This is a genomic window from Sulfuriferula thiophila, from assembly GCF_003864975.1.
Taxonomy (GTDB): Bacteria; Pseudomonadota; Gammaproteobacteria; order Burkholderiales; family Sulfuriferulaceae; genus Sulfuriferula; species Sulfuriferula thiophila.
Map to the genome: position 1 here is coordinate 59,973 of NZ_BHGL01000003.1, position 20,862 is coordinate 80,834.

A 20,862-nucleotide genomic window follows, 5' to 3' on the forward strand; every position below is an offset into this window, starting at 1 on the left:
GTTGGAGTGTTTCATAAACAGCACTCATAATGATTCTCCTAGGGTAGTGCTAGCGCATGGTCAGTTGCGCGCAATCTGCACGCGCAACTGACTGCCGGGTTTAAGCGTGAATTTTGAACGATGCTGCGTATTTCTTCGGATCTTTACCGTCCCATACTGTGCCGTCGATCAGCTTGGAAGTCCGCAACGGGCTCTTCGGTACGGCGATCTTGAGCTGGGTCGCCGCTTCGGTATACAGCTTGATCTGGTTGACTTTTTTGGCTTCAGCCAGATAATCCGGATCTTCCTTGAGCAAGCCCCAGCGTTTATGCTGGGTCAGGAACCACATGCCGTCAGACAGGTACGGGAAATTGACCTTGCCGTCGTTAAAGAACTTCATGTAATTGGCATCCTGCCATTTCTTGCCATTACCATTATCATACTGACCCAGCATGCGATCCTCGATGGAATCAAAGTCAGTGTTGACGTAGGATTTGTCCGAAATAATCTTGGCAACTTGCGAACGATTTGCCATGTTATCGATATAGCGTGAGGCATCCAGCACGGCCATGATCAAGGCGCGCGCAGTATTTGGATGTTTAGCCACCCACTCAGCGGTAGTGCCCAGAATTTTTTCCGGATGATCCTGCCAGATTTCCTGTGAAGTAACTGCAGTAAAGCCAACCTTGTCGCGAATCGCTCGTGCATTCCATGGCTCACCGACGCAATAGCCATCCATGTTATCCACACGCATATTGGCAATCATTTGCGGTGGTGGCACAGTGATAACTTTGGCTTCAGTGAACGGGTTGACACCGTATGACGCCAACCAGTAATACAGCCACATGGCGTGGGTACCGGTCGGGAAGGTTTGCGCAAAGGTGTATTCACGGGGTTCGGCTTTAATCAGCTTTGCCAGGCTAGGGCCATCAATCGCACCTTTCCCCTTGAGTACATTCGATAAGGTAATGGCTTGTCCATTGTTGTTCAGGGTCATCAGGTTGGCCATGTCTTTTTTCGGCCCGCCGATTCCCATTTGTACGCCATAGATCAGGCCATAGAGCACGTGTGCTGCATCCAGTTCGCCATTCACCAGCTTGTCGCGCACGGCAGCCCAGGATGCTTCCTTGCTTGGCGTTATCTTGATACCGTATTTCTTATCGAAACCCATCACACTGGCGATAACAACTGAGGCGCAGTCGGTCAACGGGATAAAACCCACTTTTACTTCGGTTATTTCGGGTGCATCAGAACCACCCGCCCAGGCGGCACTACGCACACCAGGGGCAACAAGATTCATCAAGGCAGCAGCTCCAAGTATGCCGGTGGATTTTTTCAGAAAATCACGGCGGGTATTTGCGGGGGTAACGGTTTCTGTAACATCCGGCTGGATGTCATTATTGTGGTCGCTCATCTGAGTCACTCCATTTATTAAACAAAGGGTTTGATCAGAGGTCGCCCACCATTGGACAAGGCTCTTGCTTAAGTAGATAGCAAGAGCTGTGCCAAGATGCAGAATATAGTTTAAGGCATTGATTGTAAAAATAAAAAATAGCGAACGCTACAGCACAACGGGATCGCTACATAAGCATGAGGATGCTTGCTTGGTGCAGACTATTTGAAATCGTGCACCAGTATTGCTCATATCAGATGGCAATTATTTAACTATTACGCAATCTGTGTCTGATTGCGGCCTGCTTTTTTGGCCATATAAAGGGCATCGTCAACACGCTTGAGCAGGCTCTTTTGACTTTCACCGGCACGGTACTGACCTACACCCAGACTGACCGTCACGTTGCCGACCGGGTCGATATCCTGTTCAGCAATAGCCAGCCTCACCCGCTCGGCCACGTTATACATCGCATCCAGATCAGTTGACCCGGCCAGAACCATGAATTCTTCCCCACCCCAACGCGCCAGCAAATCACTATCCCGTAACTGTTGCCGGGCCAGCTCAACCACACGTTTTATCACCACATCACCCACGCCATGCCCGTAAGTATCATTAACACCTTTAAAGTGGTCGATATCAAACATGGCAATGGACAACGGCATTGGGTGGCGACCATATTTCTGTATTTCGTAATTGATTGCATCTTCCATTTTGAAACGGTTGAACGCGCCGGTCATGGTGTCTATCACCGCACGAGCGCGCAATTCCTGTTCCAGCTGCAGGCGATAACTGATGTCGATACCCGTAGCAACAATCGAAGCACCTCTGTCCGACACCTCGATTATCGCGCCATTAATAAAAAACGGTATGCCTCCCCCGGCCATTTTCTGCAGTTCAATTTCAACTGACGCAGTGCCCTGGGTACGCGCGTCATTACAGAATTTGTCGAGTTTCAACTGATCTTCGGTCACAACCAGTTGTGACAATGCCATGTTTTGCAACTGACCAGCAGAGTACCCCAGCGCCTGTTCAAAATTGCTGTTCCAGCGTCTCAGGTATCCGCTCTCGTTAATCAGAAAGAAAATACCTGGCAGGCTATTGATCAGAATATTGGCAAAGTTTTTTTCACTCAGGGCTGCAGCTTGCGCTGCCAGTTCAGCGCGCTTTCGATCACGAATATCGCGGGCAATAGTCGAGTAGTAAGTTATCTCTCCTCCCGTTGCGTCACGATGCGCAATGACGAGCTGCGAAACCGGAAGCTTGCCGCCATCAGCCCGGTCAAGCAGGAGTTCGCCTTCCCACGCCCCGGTTTTTCTGGCGTAGGGATAAGCCTCTTCCATAAACAATCTGGCTATCGCATGCGGGTAATGACTGCTGACCGACTTGTTTGGCGGATCAGGATTATCTGCGCTGCCAAACATATTTCTGGCACCATTATTACAATAGATGAACTTACCCTCGCTATCGGTAATAGTAACCAGATCAGGCGTCGCATCAAGTATCGCAATCAGACGCTGTTGCGCCATTCTCGTTTGTTCCAGTTCGATTATGCCTGCCAAGGTATCTGCAACCGCGTTTAAAAAAGGACGTTCTATCGCTTTTGGTACATGTCCGGCTGCAACATACAGATTGAGTACACCTAATAATCCCCGTGAAGATAAAATAGGCTGACAATAATGGCCATGATCCTGCATGCCATGCACCCGAACTTCCTGGTCATGAGTGACGTGGCTATGAAACACCAATTCGCGGGTCGAAGCTGCCTTCCCGCAAAGGCACTTGCCAAAGTCTACTGTTGCACACTTCTGCGCTAAATCCGGGGAAAGGTATTTTTTGGAAACCAGCAACAATTTGTCTGAATTTTCATCCGCGAGAAATACGGAACCTTTTTGCTCCAGCGCGAGCCAGGGGATGCTGAATAATAATTCCAGCACGCGATCGAGCTTCGCTTCCAGCGGAATTTGTTCCAGCGACAGACTTAATATCTTGCGCAATACGCCCTGTGTATCACGCTCGGTACGCAGTTCAGCTTCAGAAAGGTCGCGTTGCAGGTTGGCGCGCAATGCATTAATCCCATAAGACAGTGCAGCCGCCAACTCCCCGAGCAGGCCGGCCTCTCCGGTATCAAAGGCATCCGCTTCTTCACTCAGAATCACCAGACAACCGAATGTCTGCTCACGCCAGCTTAGCGGCAACGCTATGGCCGATTCATAGCCATATTTTATCGCTGTATCACGCCATACCTTGAAATCCGGATTGTTGTGCACATTCCGCACAACGTAAGCAGTTGACGTCTTGATCGCAATGCCGGCCGGCCCTTGACCAATGGGGGTATCGCCCCATCCGATACGGATCTCCTTCAGGTAGTCCTGGTGATAGCCGGCGCTAGCGACAAACTCGACGGACTTGTCTGCATCATCCCGCGCATAGCCAACCCAGGTAAAACGATATCCACCGACGTCCGTAATTATCTGGCAAATTTCATTCAGCAACTCCTGTTCCTCAGTGCTCTTTTCCAGAGCCCTGTTGGTTGCTCGCAGTACCTGTAGTGCGCGTTCTGTATGCTTGGGTGTCATGTTTGGCTTTAACTCAGAATTTCATAAATTATTCTTGCTATTATTAATCTTGAAACTAAAGCAATGCATAAGCAATACTGCACTAGAATGAAATTTATCAGAATTCGTTTTTTTTCACTATAGAACAACTGTCGCTGTTACTGATCTATTCGTACCAGTACAAAAGGAAGGCCACGCTTGCTCAGTCGCTGGCCATAGCGGAGTGCTGAAGCGGTGTATGAACTCTGCTCAGATGTTTAACAACCTATGCAGGAGACCGCAGAATGAAAATTGAATTGAATAGAGTCATTGCGTTTTGTGTTGTGCTATTGCTGGCTGGTTGCGCCACACCGTCTTCCACCACTGCGGTCACACATGCTGCACCTTCAGTATCCGCACATGAATTAGCCCAGCTTTATATCATTAACGTAAGTGGGCCAACCTTATTCGAGAGCAATCAGAACATTACAGATAACGGAGAAATCATTGCCAGCCTGCCGCGCGGCATGTACAAACGCCTGAATATTACTGAGGGCAAGCATGAATTTCGTTTCGCCGCATTTCCAGACGGAAACCGGGTGGCGAAGCTGGAAGCAGTGAGGGGTAATACCTATTACCTGGCGGCAGGATACAGCCCCAGTCGCTCGTGGGCATTTCCCTTTGCGGGGGATCCTATGACGATAAAACTTATCACCGAAGGCGATGCAGTGGATTTGTTAAAAGAGATGCGCCCGCAATGACTTAACAAGCACGCGGGTGCATAGTGCACCCGCTTTTGCCGCAAGCAGCATGTATTACAACAACTTTATCCGAACAGGATAACGCTGAAAAAGCTCAGATAGGAAAAAACAATCAACGATACAACGAGGGTTAAAGGCAAAGCTTCTTTAGAAAAGAAATAGTTCATTTTTTTCTCCTTGGGTTTAATCACAATTAATCAATCGCATTAACAGTACTTAGCCAATAATTGCAACGCTAAAACTATTTAAAGATAAGTTTATCCTTAAATATAATTAACCGCAAGTACCCTACCCATTTTTGTAATTCAGTCCCTCATAACGGCAACTCATTAAATCAAAATAGCCCTACTAAGCTTTTGATTTTTTAATATAGAAACTTAAATTTTACAAAACTCCAATTTATGATTATATTTTGGCGCCTATACAATGATCACTACCATGAAAACGCTACGCACATTCCGTGACCGCTTACGCAGCATCCTGTTATTTGAAACCATCGGTCTGATTCTGGTGTCGCCTCTGGCAAGCTGGATCACTGGTCATAGCATGGGGGAAACAGGATTACTGGTCGTAGTGATTTCAATCATTGCCATGGTCTGGAATGGCCTGTTCAATCATGGCTTCGACCGCATTGAGCTAGCTTACGGCGGCCACCTGTCGACACGCGGCTGGCCAATGCGTTTCCTGCATGCTGCGTTGTTTGAATTAGGTCTGGTAATGGCGACGGTGCCACTGATTGCATGGTGGCTAAAGATGGGATGGCTTGACGCAGTGTTACTGGATGCCGGGTTTATTGTATTTTATCTGCTCTACACCGTAGTGTTTAACCGGGTATATGATCACTTTTATCCACTGCAGTCAGTCCGCTGACTGCAGCAAAACTCAGATACACGCGTTAGCTTACGGGCGGCAATGCCTTCAAAATCGCTTCAGCAATTTCTATCAGGCGCCGATTATCGGCCATCGCAGTGCGGCGCATGGCGTGATAAGCCGCATCCTCGCTCAACGATTGATCTGCCATCAGGCGCTGCTTGGCCTCAGCGATGATTTCGCGTTCTTCCCGAGTCCGATTGGCCTTGTTGGCCGCATCAACCAGCACCTGATGCTCTTCAAAACGTATCCGCGCCACTTCCAGGATAGGCTGAATACGTTCAGCATCCAGTCCATCCACGATATAGGCAGACACCCCCGCTTTTAAAGCCGCACGGATGGATTCGCTGTTTTTATCATCGGTAAACATGACTACCGGGCGCGGACAATCGCGCGTGGCAATACACAGATGCTCCAGCGTATCGCGATCCGGCGAATCTGCACCAATAATAATCACATCTGGCGCGCAGCGTGCAATCGCTTCAGGCAGTTTGAATGCAGACTCCACCACCTCCGCCACTTTGTAATGCTGGCTGCGAAAAGCCTGTTCCAGCTGCTTTGCACGCACAGCATCGTCATCAACAATCATCACAGTAAGCATGATATAAACTCTCTTTTTAATCCAACTGATTAAATACAAGCAAAAAATGTGCTGATGTGACCGGCCTAAGACGCCACCATCAGATAAATCAGCATCAGATTTAACGCTATCGAAAACAATGCCAGCATCTGCCAGAAACGCATCGGATCACGCTCCAGCAATGGTGTGCGCCGCGGCGCATCCAGCGGCCTGCGTTCACCTTGCTCCAGCGCCAGCAGCATTTCTTCGGCTGTTTCAAATCGTGCACGCGGATCGCGCGCCACCGCCTTAAGCAGCATATTTTCCAGCCAATGCGGAATCTCCGGGCGATAGCGTGTGGGCGGTACAGGATCTCCGAACCTGGGATGCTGAAACGGCTCAACCTCACCATACGGATATTTGCGCGTTAGCAAATAATACAAGGTCACGCCGGCTGCATATAATTCACTCTGCACACTCGCCGCCTCACCCGAAATCAACTCCGGTGCCATAAAGCTGGGCGTGCCGGCACCATCTTTAAGATCATGCAAGCCTTCGCTGGCAGCCACGCCAAAATCCAGGATACGCAATTTATCATCGGCACCCAGATGGATATTGCCGGGTTTAATATCCCGATGCAGGATATTCAGCCGGTGCAATGCCGCCAGCCCTTTGACCAGACGGATACCAATCTGCACCGTTTCCGCCACCGCAAAATGGCGACCACTGTCGAGATATTGCTGCAAGGTTGCACCGTCATGCCAGCTCATCACATAGTACAAAGCTGAGCGCTCTTCGCTCGCCAAGGGCAATATCTGCGGGAAGTAGTGGGCAATGACTTTTTTGGCCAGCCACTCTTCCTGTATCAGTGCATTTGCAGCAGCCACATCACCGGTAACTTGCGGCGGCAAGGTTTTAAGCACCCACAAACGCCCATCCGCCAGACGCCGCACCTGATATAACAGGGACATGCGCGATTCATGCAGCAGCGCAACCACCTCAAAGCCATCCAGCCGCGTCTCGGCTTTCAGTCGCGGCGGAATAGGCAAATTACGCTCGGCGCTGAGCTGGTCGCGTAAATTTTGCTCGGGGACTGCATCTATACGCACCACCATGGCGCTGGCATTATCCTGACCGCCCTGTTTGTGCGCCTGTCGCACCAATTCCTCGGCGGTAAGCTGCGGATTCTTGTACAGATTCAGCGTGGTCAGCATCCCCAGTTCACCAACCGGCTCCCACACGCCATCTGACACCAGCAAAAAAACATCACCAGTTTGTAAATCGCCCTCGCCAAAATCAATACTCAAATGCTGATCCAGACCCACTGCGCGCTTTAATACATGGCGCATATCGGGACGATCCCAGACATGATCGGTGGTCAACTGCATGAACTGTCCATCGCGCAAACGATAGATCCGGCTATCGCCGACATGCGCCAGATAATACCGGCAGCCACGCAACACCAGCGCCGAGAGCGTACATGACATACCGGCCAGATCGCGCCGGGTCGTCGCCTGCGAAATCAGCCAGCGATTAATGGCCGTCAGTACCTTATCCAGCGCAAACGGCACCTCCCACGTATCCGGCGTCGCATAATAGTCAGCAAGCAGCCCGCGTACCGTATACTCCGCCGCTTCTCGCCCGCCCGCGCCACCCGACACCCCATCTGCCAGAGCAACCATCGCCCCTTTATCGGCAAGCTGAGCCCGCTCCGGCGTCACGAAACCACAAAAATCCTCATTGCGCTCGCGCGGGCCGGTGGCCGATACATGCCCAACCGTAAGCTGTAATGACATTATCAAAACCAGGCTGAATTAAATCCGTGCGCCGCTAACACCCGGAGCGCCCCAAGTGGTACGCCAGCGTGATTTAACTTTGGTCAGCCCGATCAGGGCAACAACTGCCAGACCGGCAAAGATCACGAAGCCAATCTGGTAGCTCCCGGTAATTTTATATGAATAGCCCAGGCTGGAAGCCAGATAGAATCCGCCCACCCCACCCGCCATTCCCACCAGACCGGTCATCACGCCGATTTCACGACGGAAGCGCTGCGGCACTAGCTGGAATACCGCACCATTACCCATACCCAAAGCCAGCATAGCCGGGACGATGACCGTCATTGCCAGCATCGGCGTAGACATGCCCACACTCACTAACAGCAGGAATAGCGCCGCCAGTGCATACATGATAGTCAAGGAACGAATGCCGCCGATACGGTCGGCCAGCATGCCGCCCAACGGACGCACCAATGACCCGGCAAAAACACAGGCCGCGGTAAAGTAACCGGCAGTAATCGCGGACAAGCCATACTGGGTATTGAAATAGATAGTCAGGCTGGAAGCCATGCCGACAAAACCGCCAAATGTCACGCTGTAGAAGAACATGAACCACCAGGCATCTTTGTCTTTCAGTACATGCATATATTCAGTCAACGATTTAGCCGGCGGGCATTCCGGGCTGTCCTTGGCAAAAATCAGGTACACAGCCAGCGCAATGCCCAGCGGGATCATGGCCAGTCCGAACACACTGTTCCAGCCGAATGCGACTGCCAGACCCGGTGCAAACAATGCTGCCAGCGCCGTACCCGAATTGCCTGCGCCGGCAATGCCCAGCGCCGTTCCCTGATGTTGCGGCGGATACCAGCGCGATGCCAGCGGCAGCGCCACGGCAAATGCCGCACCCGCAAACCCTAACAGCATACCCAGCACTAACACCTGCTGGAAGCTATGGATACCTGCCAGCCAGGCCCAGGCCAGCGCGCATAACACGATCACCTGCCCGATCAGGCCCGCTTTTTTAGGTTTGAGGTGATCAACCAGCACGCCCATCACGATGCGCAACAAGGCGCCCGCGAGCACCGGCGTAGCGACCATCAGGCCTTTTTGTCCGGCGTCCAGCCCCAGATCACCGGCAATCTGCACGCCCAGTGGCCCAAGCATGACCCAGACCATAAAGGACAGATCAAAATATAAAAATGCAGCAATTAGCGTAGGCGTGTGCCCCGCTTTCCAGAATGACTTATCCATGAATTCAACTTCCTACGGTAAACAAAAAATTATTTTTATGCAAAGCTATACAGCAAATATCATGCCATTCAGCACGACATATTTAGTTGATTGTTTTTAAATGGAATTAAACTGAGATACGGGGCTGGTTTGCTAGACAGCGCCCGTAATTGGTGCGATCTATTTCAATCTGGTGCATGCGGTAGTGCATGCGTGATCCACTCGGCAATCGCATTCAACAGCGCCTCACTCTCGCCCAGCGCCGGTAAAGACGTTAACTCAAGCTGCGGATACTGTGTGCGCAAACCTTCCAGCAACACCGGGAAATCCTGACGCAGATGCGCGCCAGGCCCAAGAAACAAAGGCACGATATTGATCGTCTTCGCTCCTTGCGCCACCAGTGCTGCAACTGCATCAGGCAAGCTGGGCAGCATCAGCTCCAGATACGCCAGCACCACTTTGCTCTGCGGGTGCTGCATGCTGACGATCTGCTGCAGGCGCTGAAACGGTTCCGCCCAGCGCGGGTCGCGTGCGCCATGCGCAAACAGCACCAGCCCGTTCATCGTCTGGCTCCTGCGGTCAGCAAGGCTTCAGCACGCGCACCGAGGTAGACATACAAGCCCAGCCCCACCAGCAAACCGACAGCAGCAAACATCATCCATACCGCTTCTACCATTTCGTGCGTTACCCCCAATGCCGATTTGAACATCAGCAACAATGCCTCGATGGATACCGCAATCAGAATCGCGGCAATAAACCGGGTGATGGTACGGCGCGTAGAACTATGCCGGAATATATCTTTATGCATCAGCACCTCTTCTTCCAGTATGGTCTTACCCAGGTCAAAGATGGCCAGCGCCAGAGTGAGAAAGATAATCACCCCGAACGGTTTCAGATGCAACTCGGCGGTATTGTCACCCACATCACGCAACGCAATCAGCTCCCCGAATGCTGCATACAGCAACACCCCGGTTACCGCTGCCAAGCCCAATACAATAATGCTGTAGATCAGCTTGAATACCGGCAAGAAGCGTCGCCGTGCGTGATCTCCCATCATGAATTCGATTGCACCGGTGAGATCAATATCCAGCACGATATAGCGCTGTTCGCCGCTCTCCGGATCGGTCAATGGCAAAATAGCGGAAACGCACAGGATGTTGCTGGCACTGGATAAATAAGGCTCGGTAATACTGACACCACCGTGTGCTTTAGCCTGCACATAATACGGCCGCATGCTGCGATCGCGACCTTCGCCGCTGTCGCTGCTCTGCGCCGCATGACCCGCTGCAATATTGTGCGTAATTTGCTTGCCGTCAGCATCAAGCACATAAAGCAGTTCAACGAACGGATAGTGCGTCACCACACAATTCATGGCTTTATGTCTGGCATTCCCGGCCGTAAGCAACTGGGTATCACCCATGCCGGTCAGAATGGATGACAGCAATTCGCCCAATGCGTCCCGGTACTGGTGATAGCGCTCTACCACGGCCAGGTAGCTCATACTGCTCATGATTTCACCTTAGCAGGCAGGTTTGGCAGTCAAGCCCAACCACACCACACCGGCCTCGTCGATTTTGGTTTGCAGACAGGCTACATGCCCTTCATCTGGCGCCTCGGCATCGCCCGTCTGCAGACCGATTTTCCAGCCATGCAACGGACAGGTAACGGTTTTACCGGCAACGATGCCCTGCGACAGCGGCCCGCCCTTATGAGGGCATTTGTCATGCAGCGCAAATACCTCATCGCCATCGGTACGAAATACGGCAATATCGCCTTGCGTGGTTTGCACAACCCGCGATCCCAGATTGGGAATATCACTCAGACTGCAAATCTGTGTCCAGTTACTCATAATAGATACCTTTAACGTTAATTTTCAGACTCGATAAATTGATTGATACATAGCAGTAGTAGCATCCATCACCTCCAGCACATGGTCGCTGCTGGCTGCTATGTACTGCAGACTGGTCTGATTCTGCGCGCCCAACTCATAACTATTCATGGCGCTGACGAAAAAACCCCACTGACTGCTTGCCAATAACAACTGGTTATTAATTTCCAATGTGTTCTGTGGCGCGGCTTTCAGTTCAGCAAGACCGGATTCGAATTCCTTACGCGCATCTGCCAGACCTTTCTCCACAGCGTCATCCCGCAGGCCAGCAGCGCGAAATAAAGAAAATTTTGCACAGCGTTGCGACAGCATCCGTTCGCGCCCGGACACATTCACCAGATGCCCGACCGCGGAGCCTGACTGTTTCTCCAGTGCCAGCGTAGCCACGTGAGCCGTATGCAGCACTCCTTCATTTAATGCAGCCACCTGCTTCAGCCCGGCGATACTGGCAATTGCTGTAGCTGATTTGCGATACGGCTCCCACACTTCGGCCAATTGACGATATAACGCACGAATTTCCGAGGTAGGCGAAAAAGCCGTCAGTTCAGCCAACTGGCTTTCAAATAAAGCCACTGAATTATTCAACATGGTTCGTGCGCGCTCTGGGTAAATACCCAGCACTAACTGCGCGTAGGCCTTCGCGATGCGTTGTGACAACATCCGTTGACGCCCGGCTTTATTAATCGCGTCCGCAATATTCAGCGGCTCTGATTTTGCCTGCACCGGCAGCGCTGTCAGTAAAGGCATGGAGAACAACGCGCACATCAGCATACGCCTGCGACCCAGGACGGTATTTTTATTCATGCTGAACCGCCTACGCTGACAACATTTCAAATTCGTGCTTGCCTACACCCTCTTGCGTACGTTCCAGCCAGGGATCTTTTTCGTTCTGTACGGCAAACATCATGCGGTCATACAGTGCTTTGCGCCCGGCTTCATCTTCCAGCACGCGCTGTTTGATGTAATCCATGCCGACCCGCGCCAGATAGTGCACGGTGCGTTCCAGATAAAAACCTTCTTCACGATACAACTGCAGGAATGCGGCGGAATACTCCATCACCTCCACATCCGTTTTCAGTTTAACGAAAAAGTGTGCGACTTCGGTTTTAATCCCGCCGTTACCACCGATATAAATTTCCCAGCCGGAATCTACGCCGATAATACCCACGTCCTTGATTGCGGCTTCGGCACAGTTGCGCGGGCAACCCGACACTGCAAACTTCACTTTATGCGGCGCCCACATTTTCCACAGTGCTTTTTCGATATCGACGCCCAGCTTGGTCGAATCCTGCGTACCAAAACGGCACCACTCACTGCCCACACAGGTTTTTACGGTACGCAACGCTTTGCCGTATGCCAGCCCGGACGGCATGCCCAAGTCTTGCCATACACCTGGCAAATCGGATTTTTTCACACCAAGCAAGTCGATACGCTGCCCACCCGTTACCTTCACGGTCGGTATCGCATATTTGTCTGCCACATCAGCAATCCGACGCAATTCATCTGGCGTGGTTTGTCCACCGAACATACGTGGTATCACCGAATAGGTGCCATCTTTCTGAATATTGGCATGGGCACGTTCGTTGATAAAACGCGATTGCGGATCATCCTTCGCCTCGCCTGGCCATGATGAAATCAGGTAGTAGTTCAATGCCGGACGGCAACTGGCACAACCGTTAGGAGTACGCCATTCCAATGCAGACATGACATCGGGGATACTCAATAACTTCTTTTCACGGATCGCCGCACGTACATCGGCATGGGTATGATCAGAACAGCCACACATAGCTTTAGTTTTCGGCGCTTCCGAGTAATCACCGCCCAGTACCGAGGCCAGCACTTGCTCAACCAGACCGGTACACGATCCGCAGGATGAGGATGCCTTGGTATGTTTACGCACATCTTCCAGCGTAAACAGCCCTTTCTCCTTGATCGCCTTAACCACCGTGCCTTTACACACACCGTTACAGCCGCAGATTTCCATATCATCGCTCATCGCAGACGCACGGTTCTGTCCCTGGTGGCCCAGGTCACCAACATGACTCTGACCGAACATCAGGTGATCACGGATATCCGACACATTGCGCTCTTCACGCAGCATCTGGAAATACCAGGCGCCGTCCACGGTATCGCCATACATCACCGCGCCGGCGATCTTGTTATCCTGAATCACGATTTTCTTGTAAACACCACCAACCGGGTCAGACAAAAGTATCTCTTCGTAACCTTCACCCCCGGTAAAGTTACCCGCGGAGAACAAGTCGATGCCCGTTACTTTCAGCTTGGTCGACGTCACCGAACCCACATAGCGTGCGATGCCGAATTCCGCCAGATGGTTAGCAGCCACCTTGGCCATGTCGAACAACGGCGCAACCAGTCCATAAGCAATTCCGCGATGGTTCACGCATTCGCCAACGGCATACACACGCGGATCAAACGTCTGCATAGTGTCACTCACCACGATACCGCGATTGCAGTGAATACCAATCTGCTCTGCCAGCGCAGAGTTCGGACGAATACCGACCGCCATTACGACCAGGTCAGCCGGAATGATTTCTCCATCGGCAAACCTGACCGCACTCACTCGCCCCGATTCGCCTTGTACCAGCTCGGTTGTGTCTTTTTCCAGCAGGAATTTCAAGCCTTTGTCTTCCAGGCTCTTTTGCAGCAGTTTGGCTGAAATCTTATCCAGCTGACGTTCCATCAGCCATTCGTTTTTATGCACAACCGTCACGTCCATGCCACGCAATTTCAGACCGTTCGCCGCTTCCAGACCCAGCAAACCGCCACCGATCACCACTGCGTGCTTATATATTTTTGCCGCCTCGATCATGGCATCGGTATCCGCAATATCGCGATACCCGATCACACCCGGCAAATCTTTACCCGGTATTGGCAGGATGAACGGATTGGAACCGGTAGCCAGAATCAGCCTGTCGTATTCTGCGGTGGTGCCGTCTTCAGCGGTAACGATGCGTTTTTTACGATCGATGCCGGTTACTTTCTTATTGAGATGCAGCTTAATCCCGTTTTCCTGATACCAGTCGACATCGTTGAGCATGATGTCCTGTATGGTTTGCTCACCGGCCAGTACCGGCGATAACAGAATACGGTTGTAGTTGGCGTGCGGCTCTGCGCCAAACACGGTAATGTCGTAACGCTCGGGCGCGAGTTTAAGCAACTCTTCCAGGGTACGCACCCCGGCCATCCCGTTGCCGACCATGACTAATTTCAGTTTATCCATTGCGTATACTCCTAATGCTTGCGGTTAAATTGTTGAAACCACCGTACAAATGGAGCCGCGCCGTTGCAGCCTGCTTGTGCTGATGAAATTTTTTTGCTGCTTCAAAATTACTATTTATGCCGCTTGTGCGACTGATTCTGTGTGGGCCACAATTTGCGCGAGATCGGCAACTGCACCAATCACGACAATTGCGGGGCTGCCCAGCCCGGCTGCCAGCATAGCGCCATGCAACGATCCCAGGGTTGCCTTGACTTCACGCTGCTGCGCCAATGTCCCGCTTTGGACGGCCAGTGCAGCAGTATCCGCTGCCAGACCACCTGCTATTAACTGGCTGACGATATCAGGCAGATGCTTGACCCCCATGTAAATAACCAGTGTGGTGCGCGTAGCTGCCAATGCGGCCCAGTTCACCTCGTTGCCTGCGCGGCTATGGCCGGTGATGAATGTCACCCCCGGCGCCCAGTCACGGTGCGTGACTGGCACACCCAATGTCGCCGGTGCTGCAATACCGGACGTAATGCCGCTAATCACCTCAACGGCAATACCGGCTTCGCGCAACGCGACAATTTCTTCACCGCCCCGGCCGAACATGAACGGGTCACCGCCCTTCAGCCGCGCGACGATCATGCCTGCATGAGCCTCCTGTATCATCTGCCGCTGGATAAATGCCTGCGGGGTCGACTGACAGCCGCCGCGTTTGCCCACCGGGATAATGCGTGCGTCAGCCCGGGCATGTTCCAGCAATGCAGGGTTCACCAGATCATCTACCAGCACCACATCCGCCGTTTTCAGTATGCGTACGGCCTTCAATGTAATGAGTTCGGGGTCACCCGGACCTGCGCCGATCAAATAAACTTTACCGTTCATCACCATCTCCTTTTACACCATTGCCAAGCTGTTGGTTTCCATCGCGACGATCGCTTTGGCCTGATTCATGTCCGTGGTATAGCCCGCACCATACAAACAGCACGCCAGTTGATTAATCACCGGCAACGGGATGGGATGCTGCCCGGCAAGGACAGCCTGTATCCACAGTGCGGTAGTGACTGCGTCGATGGAGTCAGGCAAATTCGGCAGTGATTTCAGCGGGCCGAGTTCGGCTTCAAACAACAGTTGCGATTTGCCGTCATCACAATACAGCAGCTCTGGACGCCGCTTAGGGTTAGCCAGCGCTTCGCCCTCGGTACCTCGCAGCAGCAGCGCGCGCAAGCCGGTGGTTTCAAAGAATTCGCGCATTTTCACCAGGTATTCCGGGTGCGATACGCTCACCAGACGCAAACTTTCACCCTTGAATGGGGAAATCATTTTTGCCAGCGTATGTGCAGTATTGCGTACGCCCAGACGGCTACGCAGTGCCAGCAAATTTGCCAGACCGGGTGACAACACCGCAGTTGGCACGAAGGCGATGCCATCATTGGCTAACGCGGTATTGGCCTGAGCAAGACTGGCACACGGCAAGATACCAAGTTCACGCAAGATATAGGCAGTCGTAGTGCGCCCCTGGCTTTCCAGCGTGCCATGCAACAGCACCGGCACGCCGAACTTGACCAGCAGCAGCGCCAGCAAAGGCACCAGATTGGGCTGATGGCGCGCGCCGTTATAACTGGGAATGACAACCGGGCGTACTCCGCCTGCCGGCACTGATAACGAATACTGACGGGATTCGAGCGCCTGATAGAAACCAAGCAGCTCATCGGCAGACTCCCCTTTCATGCGCAAGGCAATCAGGATAGCGCCCAGTTCCATTTCCGGTACGCCGCCATCCAGCATTGCGCCATACAGCTGATCGGCTTCTTCTACGCTCAGATCGCGAGCGCCATGCACACCGCGCGCTATTTCTTTCAGTATCGCGGAATAGCTCATGCTGCCTCCTGTTTCCCCGACATAATCATACGTTTAAGCTCCGGCACACATGACCCGCACTCGGTGCCACATTTCAGCGTGGCCTGCAATGTTGCCAGATCTGCCCCCTGACCAACCGCAGTCAGAATTTGCGTTTCAGACACATTCAGACAGTTGCACACTATGCGGCCACGACTGCTACTGCCACTCGGTGGTGTGGACAAGGGCGCCAGCACCCAGCTGCGTAATGGTGCAATCTCGGCGCCTTCGGCCATCATCTCCTTGAGCCAGTCGCGCGCGGCAACTTCACCGGTCAGCCGCACTCCGGTCACACGACCATCTTCCACCAGCACACGTTTGGCTATACCCCGTTTCGGGTCGTCATAACGCATGATGCAGGTTTCATCCTGCATATCGAGCAAGGTATCTATCTCGGCCATCAGCGCTGCTGATAACGGAGTCGCGTTGGCTATGCGCAGCACCAGCACCGGATTTTGCCGGCCATACAAACCGCAACTGGCATAATCGAAGCGGGACAGCAATGGTTGTATACGCAACATACGTGCCACTGCGTTATCGCGGCGCATGACCGCCATGTGCCATGGCAGCGGTGCTTTTTCCACCTGAATGGCAGCATGTTTCAGTTCAGGCTGTTTGGAGACGGGGTCACGCTGATCCATGGTCAGTGCATTCACACCCAATCCACTCATGTAACGGCTACCCCAATGCATAGGCATGAAGGTCTGACCTGTGCGCATGTCATCACTGGCCTCCACAGGCACCAGCAACTCGCCACGCCGGCTTTTCACCCGCGCCAGATCACCCGTTTTAAGACCACGCCGCGCCATATCATCAGCATGCATGGACAGCACGGGTGACTCAACGTGGCTGTACAGACGCGCGACCATGCCGGTTCGGCTCATGCCATGCCACTGATCGCGCAGCCGGCCGGTATTCAGATGCAGCGGATAGCGCGCGTCGATGACTTCGGCCGTGGGCAGATAACGCGCGTTGGCAAACTTGGCCCGACCATCAGCCGTGGGGTAAATGCCATCCGCATATAAACGCACTTTCCCGGACTGCGCACCCTCAGGGTACGGCCATTGTTGCGGGCCTTGCTTATCCAGCAATGCATAAGACAAGCCGGTAATATCCAGGTCACGCCCACGCGTAGTTTCACGGTGCTCATTGAACACCGCTTCAGCATCTGCGTACGGGAATAATGCTGCACCAGGTTTACCCAGACGCGCACCTAACCGGTGCGCAAAATCGACCGCAATCTCCCAGTCCGGGCGACATTCACCAGGTGCCGGTATTGCGGTTTGCAAGTGGGTAATACGGCGCTCGGAATTGGTAACGGTGCCTTCCTTTTCACCCCAGGCAGCTGCCGGCAATAACAAATCGGCATACTCAGCGGTCTCGGTATAGGCATTGACTTCCTGCACCACCACAAACTCGGCCTTTTGCAGGGCAGCACGCACCAGCTCCTGATTAGGCAGGGACTGCGCAGGGTTGGTACAGGCGATCCACAGGGCTTTTATTTCGCCACGCGCCACCGCTTCGAACATTTCCAGCGCGGTCTTACCCGGCGTCGCGGGAACGGATTCCACACCCCACAACCGGGCGACTTCATCCCGGTGAACAGGATTGGCCAGATCGCGATGCGCGGACAACAGATTTGCCATACCGCCAACCTCACGCCCGCCCATTGCATTAGGCTGTCCGGTCAGCGAAAACGGCCCTGCGCCGGGGCGGCCGATCTGGCCGGTGGCCAGATGCAAATTAATCAGCGCTGCATTCTTGTCCGTGCCATGACTGGATTGATTGAGCCCCTGGCAATACAGCGACAACGTTGCCGGCGATTGCCCGAACCAGCGTGCCGCAGTGACAATATCCGCAGCAGGCACGCCACACAATGCGGCTACCGTTTCCGGGGAATATTCCCGCACCGTGGCGCGCAACTCGCTAAAGCCATTGGTGTGAGCGGCGATATAGTCCTGATCGAGCATGTCTTCCCAGAGCATGACGTATAACATGGCGTTAAATAGTGCCACATCCGTTCCAGGCAAAATCGGCAGATGCAAATCCGCTTCACGTGAGGTGTCGGTACGACGCGGATCAACAACAATTACTTTGAGATTGGGGTTGGCTTTGCGCGCGTCCTCTATTCGACGATACAGGATAGGGTGGGCATAAGCAGTATTGGAGCCAGCAATGAACAGGCAGTCCGTTGTGGCAATATCGTCGTAACAGGCGGGCGGTGCATCGGCACCAAGGGTGGATTTATAACCGGTCACCGCGCTGGACATGCATAGACGCGAGTTGGTATCGACATTATTTGTGCCGATCAAACCCTTCGCCAACTTGTTGAAGACATAATAATCTTCGGTCAGCAGTTGACCGGAAATATAGAAACCGACCGCATCAGCACCGTGTTCCTGAATGATAGCCGCGAAACGTTCTGCGGCATGATCCAGCGCACCATTCCATTCCACACGCTGGCGTAATGCGTCGCGTTCCAGGCGCAGTTCCGGATACAACGCTCGAGCATCGATTTGTGCCGCAGCCAGATTGAGCGTCGCGCCCTTGGTGCAAAGCCGGCCAAAATTGGCAGGGTGATCAGGGTTGCCACGCACACCGAGGATATTGGTACCATCGGTCTCAATCAGCACACCACAACCAACGCCACAATAGGCGCAGGCGGATGATTTTAATAGGGTATCAGAGGTAGTCATCATGCACTACACAAAGCAATACCCATGCCAGAAAAAATATTAGTTAATTATCAAATACATAACTAACAAAGCTATCGTTAAAAAATCATGTTTGCATGATTATGGTGCATCACTCTATTAATTTGCACCATTCAGGACTGTTTATGCGGCATGCTTATTCACCGCACTCCCATTCCCCCACTTCGCAATGTCATCGACCTCGACGCCAACCCACCATAACGTGCCGACAGTGTCGTGATCAGTACCACCCACCAGATACTGGCCGTCACTCAACACCACATGTTCAGCGTACGCTTCTGCTTCACTCAGCGTCCGGAATACGTGCCATGACACTACCTGATCATGATTGTCATGGGTAGGCACCTGCCGCATCCTGGTTAACAATTGCGTAAGCATAATATTGCTCCTATTAAATGAGAACAATATTAAGTCTAGACAAAAACATAAGAATTTCCAGTAGTAATCACATCACCACTGGCACTGCACGACAGGGCACCTGCCAAAGCCCTGCCCGGATAGTATTCACGAATACTATCCGGGATAACCTGACACACTACTCAGTTATTTTCCTGATCATCATAACCCTGACGCTCATCACGCTGATAGCCCGCCAGTGCAACATTGACATTAACATTGACGAATTTGCCAGGGTCTTGCGGCAGCATCGCCGTCATGGTGCGTCCCTGATAACGATAGACGACATTGTAGCCATTAATCACCTGGCGATAATTGTCATGGTTGGCGCAATGCTCAACTTGCCGGGGCTGATTATAGCCACCATTATTATTGGCGACTTTATCACCCACTACGGCACCAGTGGCGGCTCCCACGGCTGCGGCCGCAATTCGGCCATTACCCTGACCTACCGTATTCCCCAACAGACCACCGACCAATCCACCCAGAATCGCGCCACCATAACTATGCTCACCGCCACCATTGCTGTAACCGTTTACGGTTTCAGTCCAGCATTCGCGGCGTGGCTCATTAATTTGCTGATAAACAGGGGTGGCCGAAAGCACCTGCGCACGGTCTGTAAAGCTCGCCACATCATCCGCCCAAGCCAGATTAGCTGTCGCCAGCAATGCGAAAACAGCCAGGTTTAATTTACGCTTATCCATACGACTCTCCTGATTCATGCAATTCGTTAATCGCGTCCACGCCGTCCATAATCCGGACGTCCCGAGCGCTCTTGCCGACGTTCAAAACCATAACCAAACCCCTCGTTGCGTTGCCGCGACGGCTCTACTTCTCGCTGCTGGCGCTGTTCATAACCGCTGTCGGCATTTTGTTCATTCTGCCTTGGGTTAAAACCATTCGCCCGCGATGAACGATCATGGCCATTCGCCGCAAACTGCATCAGCGATTGCATTGTCGTCTCAGCTTGTGCGGATGTTGCGCACAAGGCAACAACAACGAACGCGAGTATTTTGGGATAAGTCATGATTTACCTTTCTACCTTGGTGAGCACATCATTTTTGCACCCACATCTGCATCATGAATCAGAACAGCTACGAAACCATTTCCAAAACCAGTAAAACTGTAACAATATGTTACGGCGCCAGCCAATGCCCGGACTTGCCGCCGGACTTTTCATGCAGGTGGATGGCTTCCATCTGCATACCGCGATCCACCGCTTTACACATATCGTATATGGTCAGCAAGCCGATGTTCAGCGCGGTCAGCGCTTCCATTTCCACACCAGTCTTACCCACAGTCTCGACCCTGACTTCTGCGTCTATCGCCGACAATGCCTCATTCACCTCAAAAGCCACATTAACGCGCGTCAATGCCAGCGGGTGGCACAACGGGATAAGGTCAGCGGTACGTTTGGCCGCCTGAATTGCCGCAACCCGTGCCACACCTAACACATCGCCTTTTTTGGCGCTGCCTTGTTGTATCATTTGCAAAGTTGCCGGCAGCATGACAATACGCCCGCGCGCGACCGCTACACGCCTGGTGTCTGCTTTGTCGGCCACATCGACCATTTGCGCATGGCCTTGTTGATCAAAATGCGTAAATTCATGCATAGTTAAGGAACTCCAAAATAAATAC

Annotated in this window: 19 protein-coding genes; 2 read left to right on the top strand and 17 right to left on the bottom strand. The window is 52.6% G+C overall.

All coding sequences use genetic code 11. From position 1 onward, the window contains the following. Positions 1 to 100: 100 nt before the first annotated feature. Both EJE49_RS01415 and EJE49_RS01420 read right to left on the bottom strand, forming a co-directional pair. A complete protein-coding gene (locus EJE49_RS01415; RefSeq protein WP_124948621.1) occupies positions 101 to 1,393 on the bottom strand; it encodes a CmpA/NrtA family ABC transporter substrate-binding protein in 1,293 nt (430 codons plus the stop codon). 254 nt (positions 1,394 to 1,647) lie between these two features. Further along, positions 1,648 to 3,948, bottom strand: coding sequence for a diguanylate cyclase (locus tag EJE49_RS01420; protein ID WP_124948622.1), 2,301 nt, complete (start codon positions 3,946 to 3,948; stop codon positions 1,648 to 1,650). A 263-nt stretch (positions 3,949 to 4,211) separates the two neighbouring features. On the opposite strand from EJE49_RS01420, the gene EJE49_RS01425 reads away from it, so the two are divergent. Together EJE49_RS01425 and EJE49_RS01430 are read left to right on the top strand one after the other, a co-directional pair. Further along, entirely contained in the window at positions 4,212 to 4,667 is a 456-nt protein-coding gene (locus EJE49_RS01425; protein WP_124948623.1) for a putative periplasmic lipoprotein, read from the top strand. A 438-nt stretch (positions 4,668 to 5,105) separates the two neighbouring features. Next, a complete protein-coding gene (locus EJE49_RS01430; RefSeq protein WP_189941597.1) occupies positions 5,106 to 5,537 on the top strand; it encodes a PACE efflux transporter in 432 nt (143 codons plus the stop codon). Positions 5,538 to 5,562: 25 nt separating this feature from the next. Here the strand turns inward: EJE49_RS01430 and EJE49_RS01435 are convergent, their stop codons facing one another. From EJE49_RS01435 to moaC, 15 genes are all read right to left on the bottom strand, one after another. Next, complete coding sequence (locus EJE49_RS01435; RefSeq protein ID WP_124948625.1) at positions 5,563 to 6,138, bottom strand: ANTAR domain-containing response regulator; 576 nt, start codon at positions 6,136 to 6,138, stop codon at positions 5,563 to 5,565. 65 nt (positions 6,139 to 6,203) lie between these two features. Next, positions 6,204 to 7,892 carry a bifunctional protein-serine/threonine kinase/phosphatase gene (locus tag EJE49_RS01440; protein ID WP_124948626.1) on the bottom strand — a complete coding sequence of 563 codons (1,689 nt, stop codon included), beginning with the start codon at positions 7,890 to 7,892 and terminating at the stop codon, positions 6,204 to 6,206. Between the two features lie 18 nt (positions 7,893 to 7,910). Next, positions 7,911 to 9,122 carry a nitrate/nitrite transporter gene (locus EJE49_RS01445; protein ID WP_124948627.1) on the bottom strand — a complete coding sequence of 404 codons (1,212 nt, stop codon included), beginning with the start codon at positions 9,120 to 9,122 and terminating at the stop codon, positions 7,911 to 7,913. Positions 9,123 to 9,286: 164 nt separating this feature from the next. Next, positions 9,287 to 9,664, bottom strand: coding sequence for a sirohydrochlorin chelatase (locus EJE49_RS01450; protein WP_124948628.1), 378 nt, complete (start codon positions 9,662 to 9,664; stop codon positions 9,287 to 9,289). Further along, positions 9,661 to 10,611 carry a PDC sensor domain-containing protein gene (locus EJE49_RS01455; RefSeq protein WP_124948629.1) on the bottom strand — a complete coding sequence of 317 codons (951 nt, stop codon included), beginning with the start codon at positions 10,609 to 10,611 and terminating at the stop codon, positions 9,661 to 9,663. Before EJE49_RS01455 ends, EJE49_RS01450 begins: the two co-directional genes overlap by 4 nt. A gap of 9 nt (positions 10,612 to 10,620) precedes the next feature. After that, positions 10,621 to 10,950 carry a nitrite reductase small subunit NirD gene (gene nirD, locus EJE49_RS01460; protein ID WP_124948630.1) on the bottom strand — a complete coding sequence of 110 codons (330 nt, stop codon included), beginning with the start codon at positions 10,948 to 10,950 and terminating at the stop codon, positions 10,621 to 10,623. A 24-nt stretch (positions 10,951 to 10,974) separates the two neighbouring features. Continuing rightward, on the bottom strand, positions 10,975 to 11,793 hold the full coding sequence (locus EJE49_RS01465; RefSeq protein WP_124948631.1) for a type IV pili methyl-accepting chemotaxis transducer N-terminal domain-containing protein: 819 nt from the start codon (positions 11,791 to 11,793) through the stop codon (positions 10,975 to 10,977). Between the two features lie 10 nt (positions 11,794 to 11,803). Continuing rightward, entirely contained in the window at positions 11,804 to 14,233 is a 2,430-nt protein-coding gene (nirB, locus tag EJE49_RS01470; RefSeq protein ID WP_124948632.1) for a nitrite reductase large subunit NirB, read from the bottom strand. A 114-nt stretch (positions 14,234 to 14,347) separates the two neighbouring features. Continuing rightward, positions 14,348 to 15,100: a uroporphyrinogen-III C-methyltransferase gene (gene cobA, locus EJE49_RS01475; RefSeq protein WP_124948633.1), complete on the bottom strand. Its 753-nt coding sequence runs from the start codon at positions 15,098 to 15,100 to the stop codon at positions 14,348 to 14,350. 12 nt (positions 15,101 to 15,112) lie between these two features. Continuing rightward, positions 15,113 to 16,096 (bottom strand): DNA-binding protein YbiB, encoded by a 984-nt coding sequence (gene ybiB / locus EJE49_RS01480; RefSeq protein WP_124948634.1) that lies wholly within the window; start codon positions 16,094 to 16,096, stop codon positions 15,113 to 15,115. After that, positions 16,093 to 18,813 (bottom strand): nitrate reductase, encoded by a 2,721-nt coding sequence (locus EJE49_RS01485; protein ID WP_124948635.1) that lies wholly within the window; start codon positions 18,811 to 18,813, stop codon positions 16,093 to 16,095. The genes ybiB and EJE49_RS01485 overlap by 4 nt, the downstream gene beginning before the upstream one ends. A gap of 138 nt (positions 18,814 to 18,951) precedes the next feature. Continuing rightward, positions 18,952 to 19,206: a hypothetical protein gene (locus tag EJE49_RS01490; RefSeq protein WP_124948636.1), complete on the bottom strand. Its 255-nt coding sequence runs from the start codon at positions 19,204 to 19,206 to the stop codon at positions 18,952 to 18,954. 161 nt (positions 19,207 to 19,367) lie between these two features. After that, positions 19,368 to 19,928 carry a glycine zipper 2TM domain-containing protein gene (locus tag EJE49_RS01495; protein WP_124948637.1) on the bottom strand — a complete coding sequence of 187 codons (561 nt, stop codon included), beginning with the start codon at positions 19,926 to 19,928 and terminating at the stop codon, positions 19,368 to 19,370. Positions 19,929 to 19,954: 26 nt separating this feature from the next. Beyond that, positions 19,955 to 20,251 carry a hypothetical protein gene (locus EJE49_RS01500; protein WP_124948638.1) on the bottom strand — a complete coding sequence of 99 codons (297 nt, stop codon included), beginning with the start codon at positions 20,249 to 20,251 and terminating at the stop codon, positions 19,955 to 19,957. Between the two features lie 109 nt (positions 20,252 to 20,360). Further along, the gene (moaC, locus tag EJE49_RS01505; RefSeq protein WP_124948639.1) at positions 20,361 to 20,837 is read right to left on the bottom strand and encodes a cyclic pyranopterin monophosphate synthase MoaC; all 477 of its coding nucleotides are present in this window, start codon (positions 20,835 to 20,837) and stop codon (positions 20,361 to 20,363) included. Positions 20,838 to 20,862: the final 25 nt, after the last annotated feature.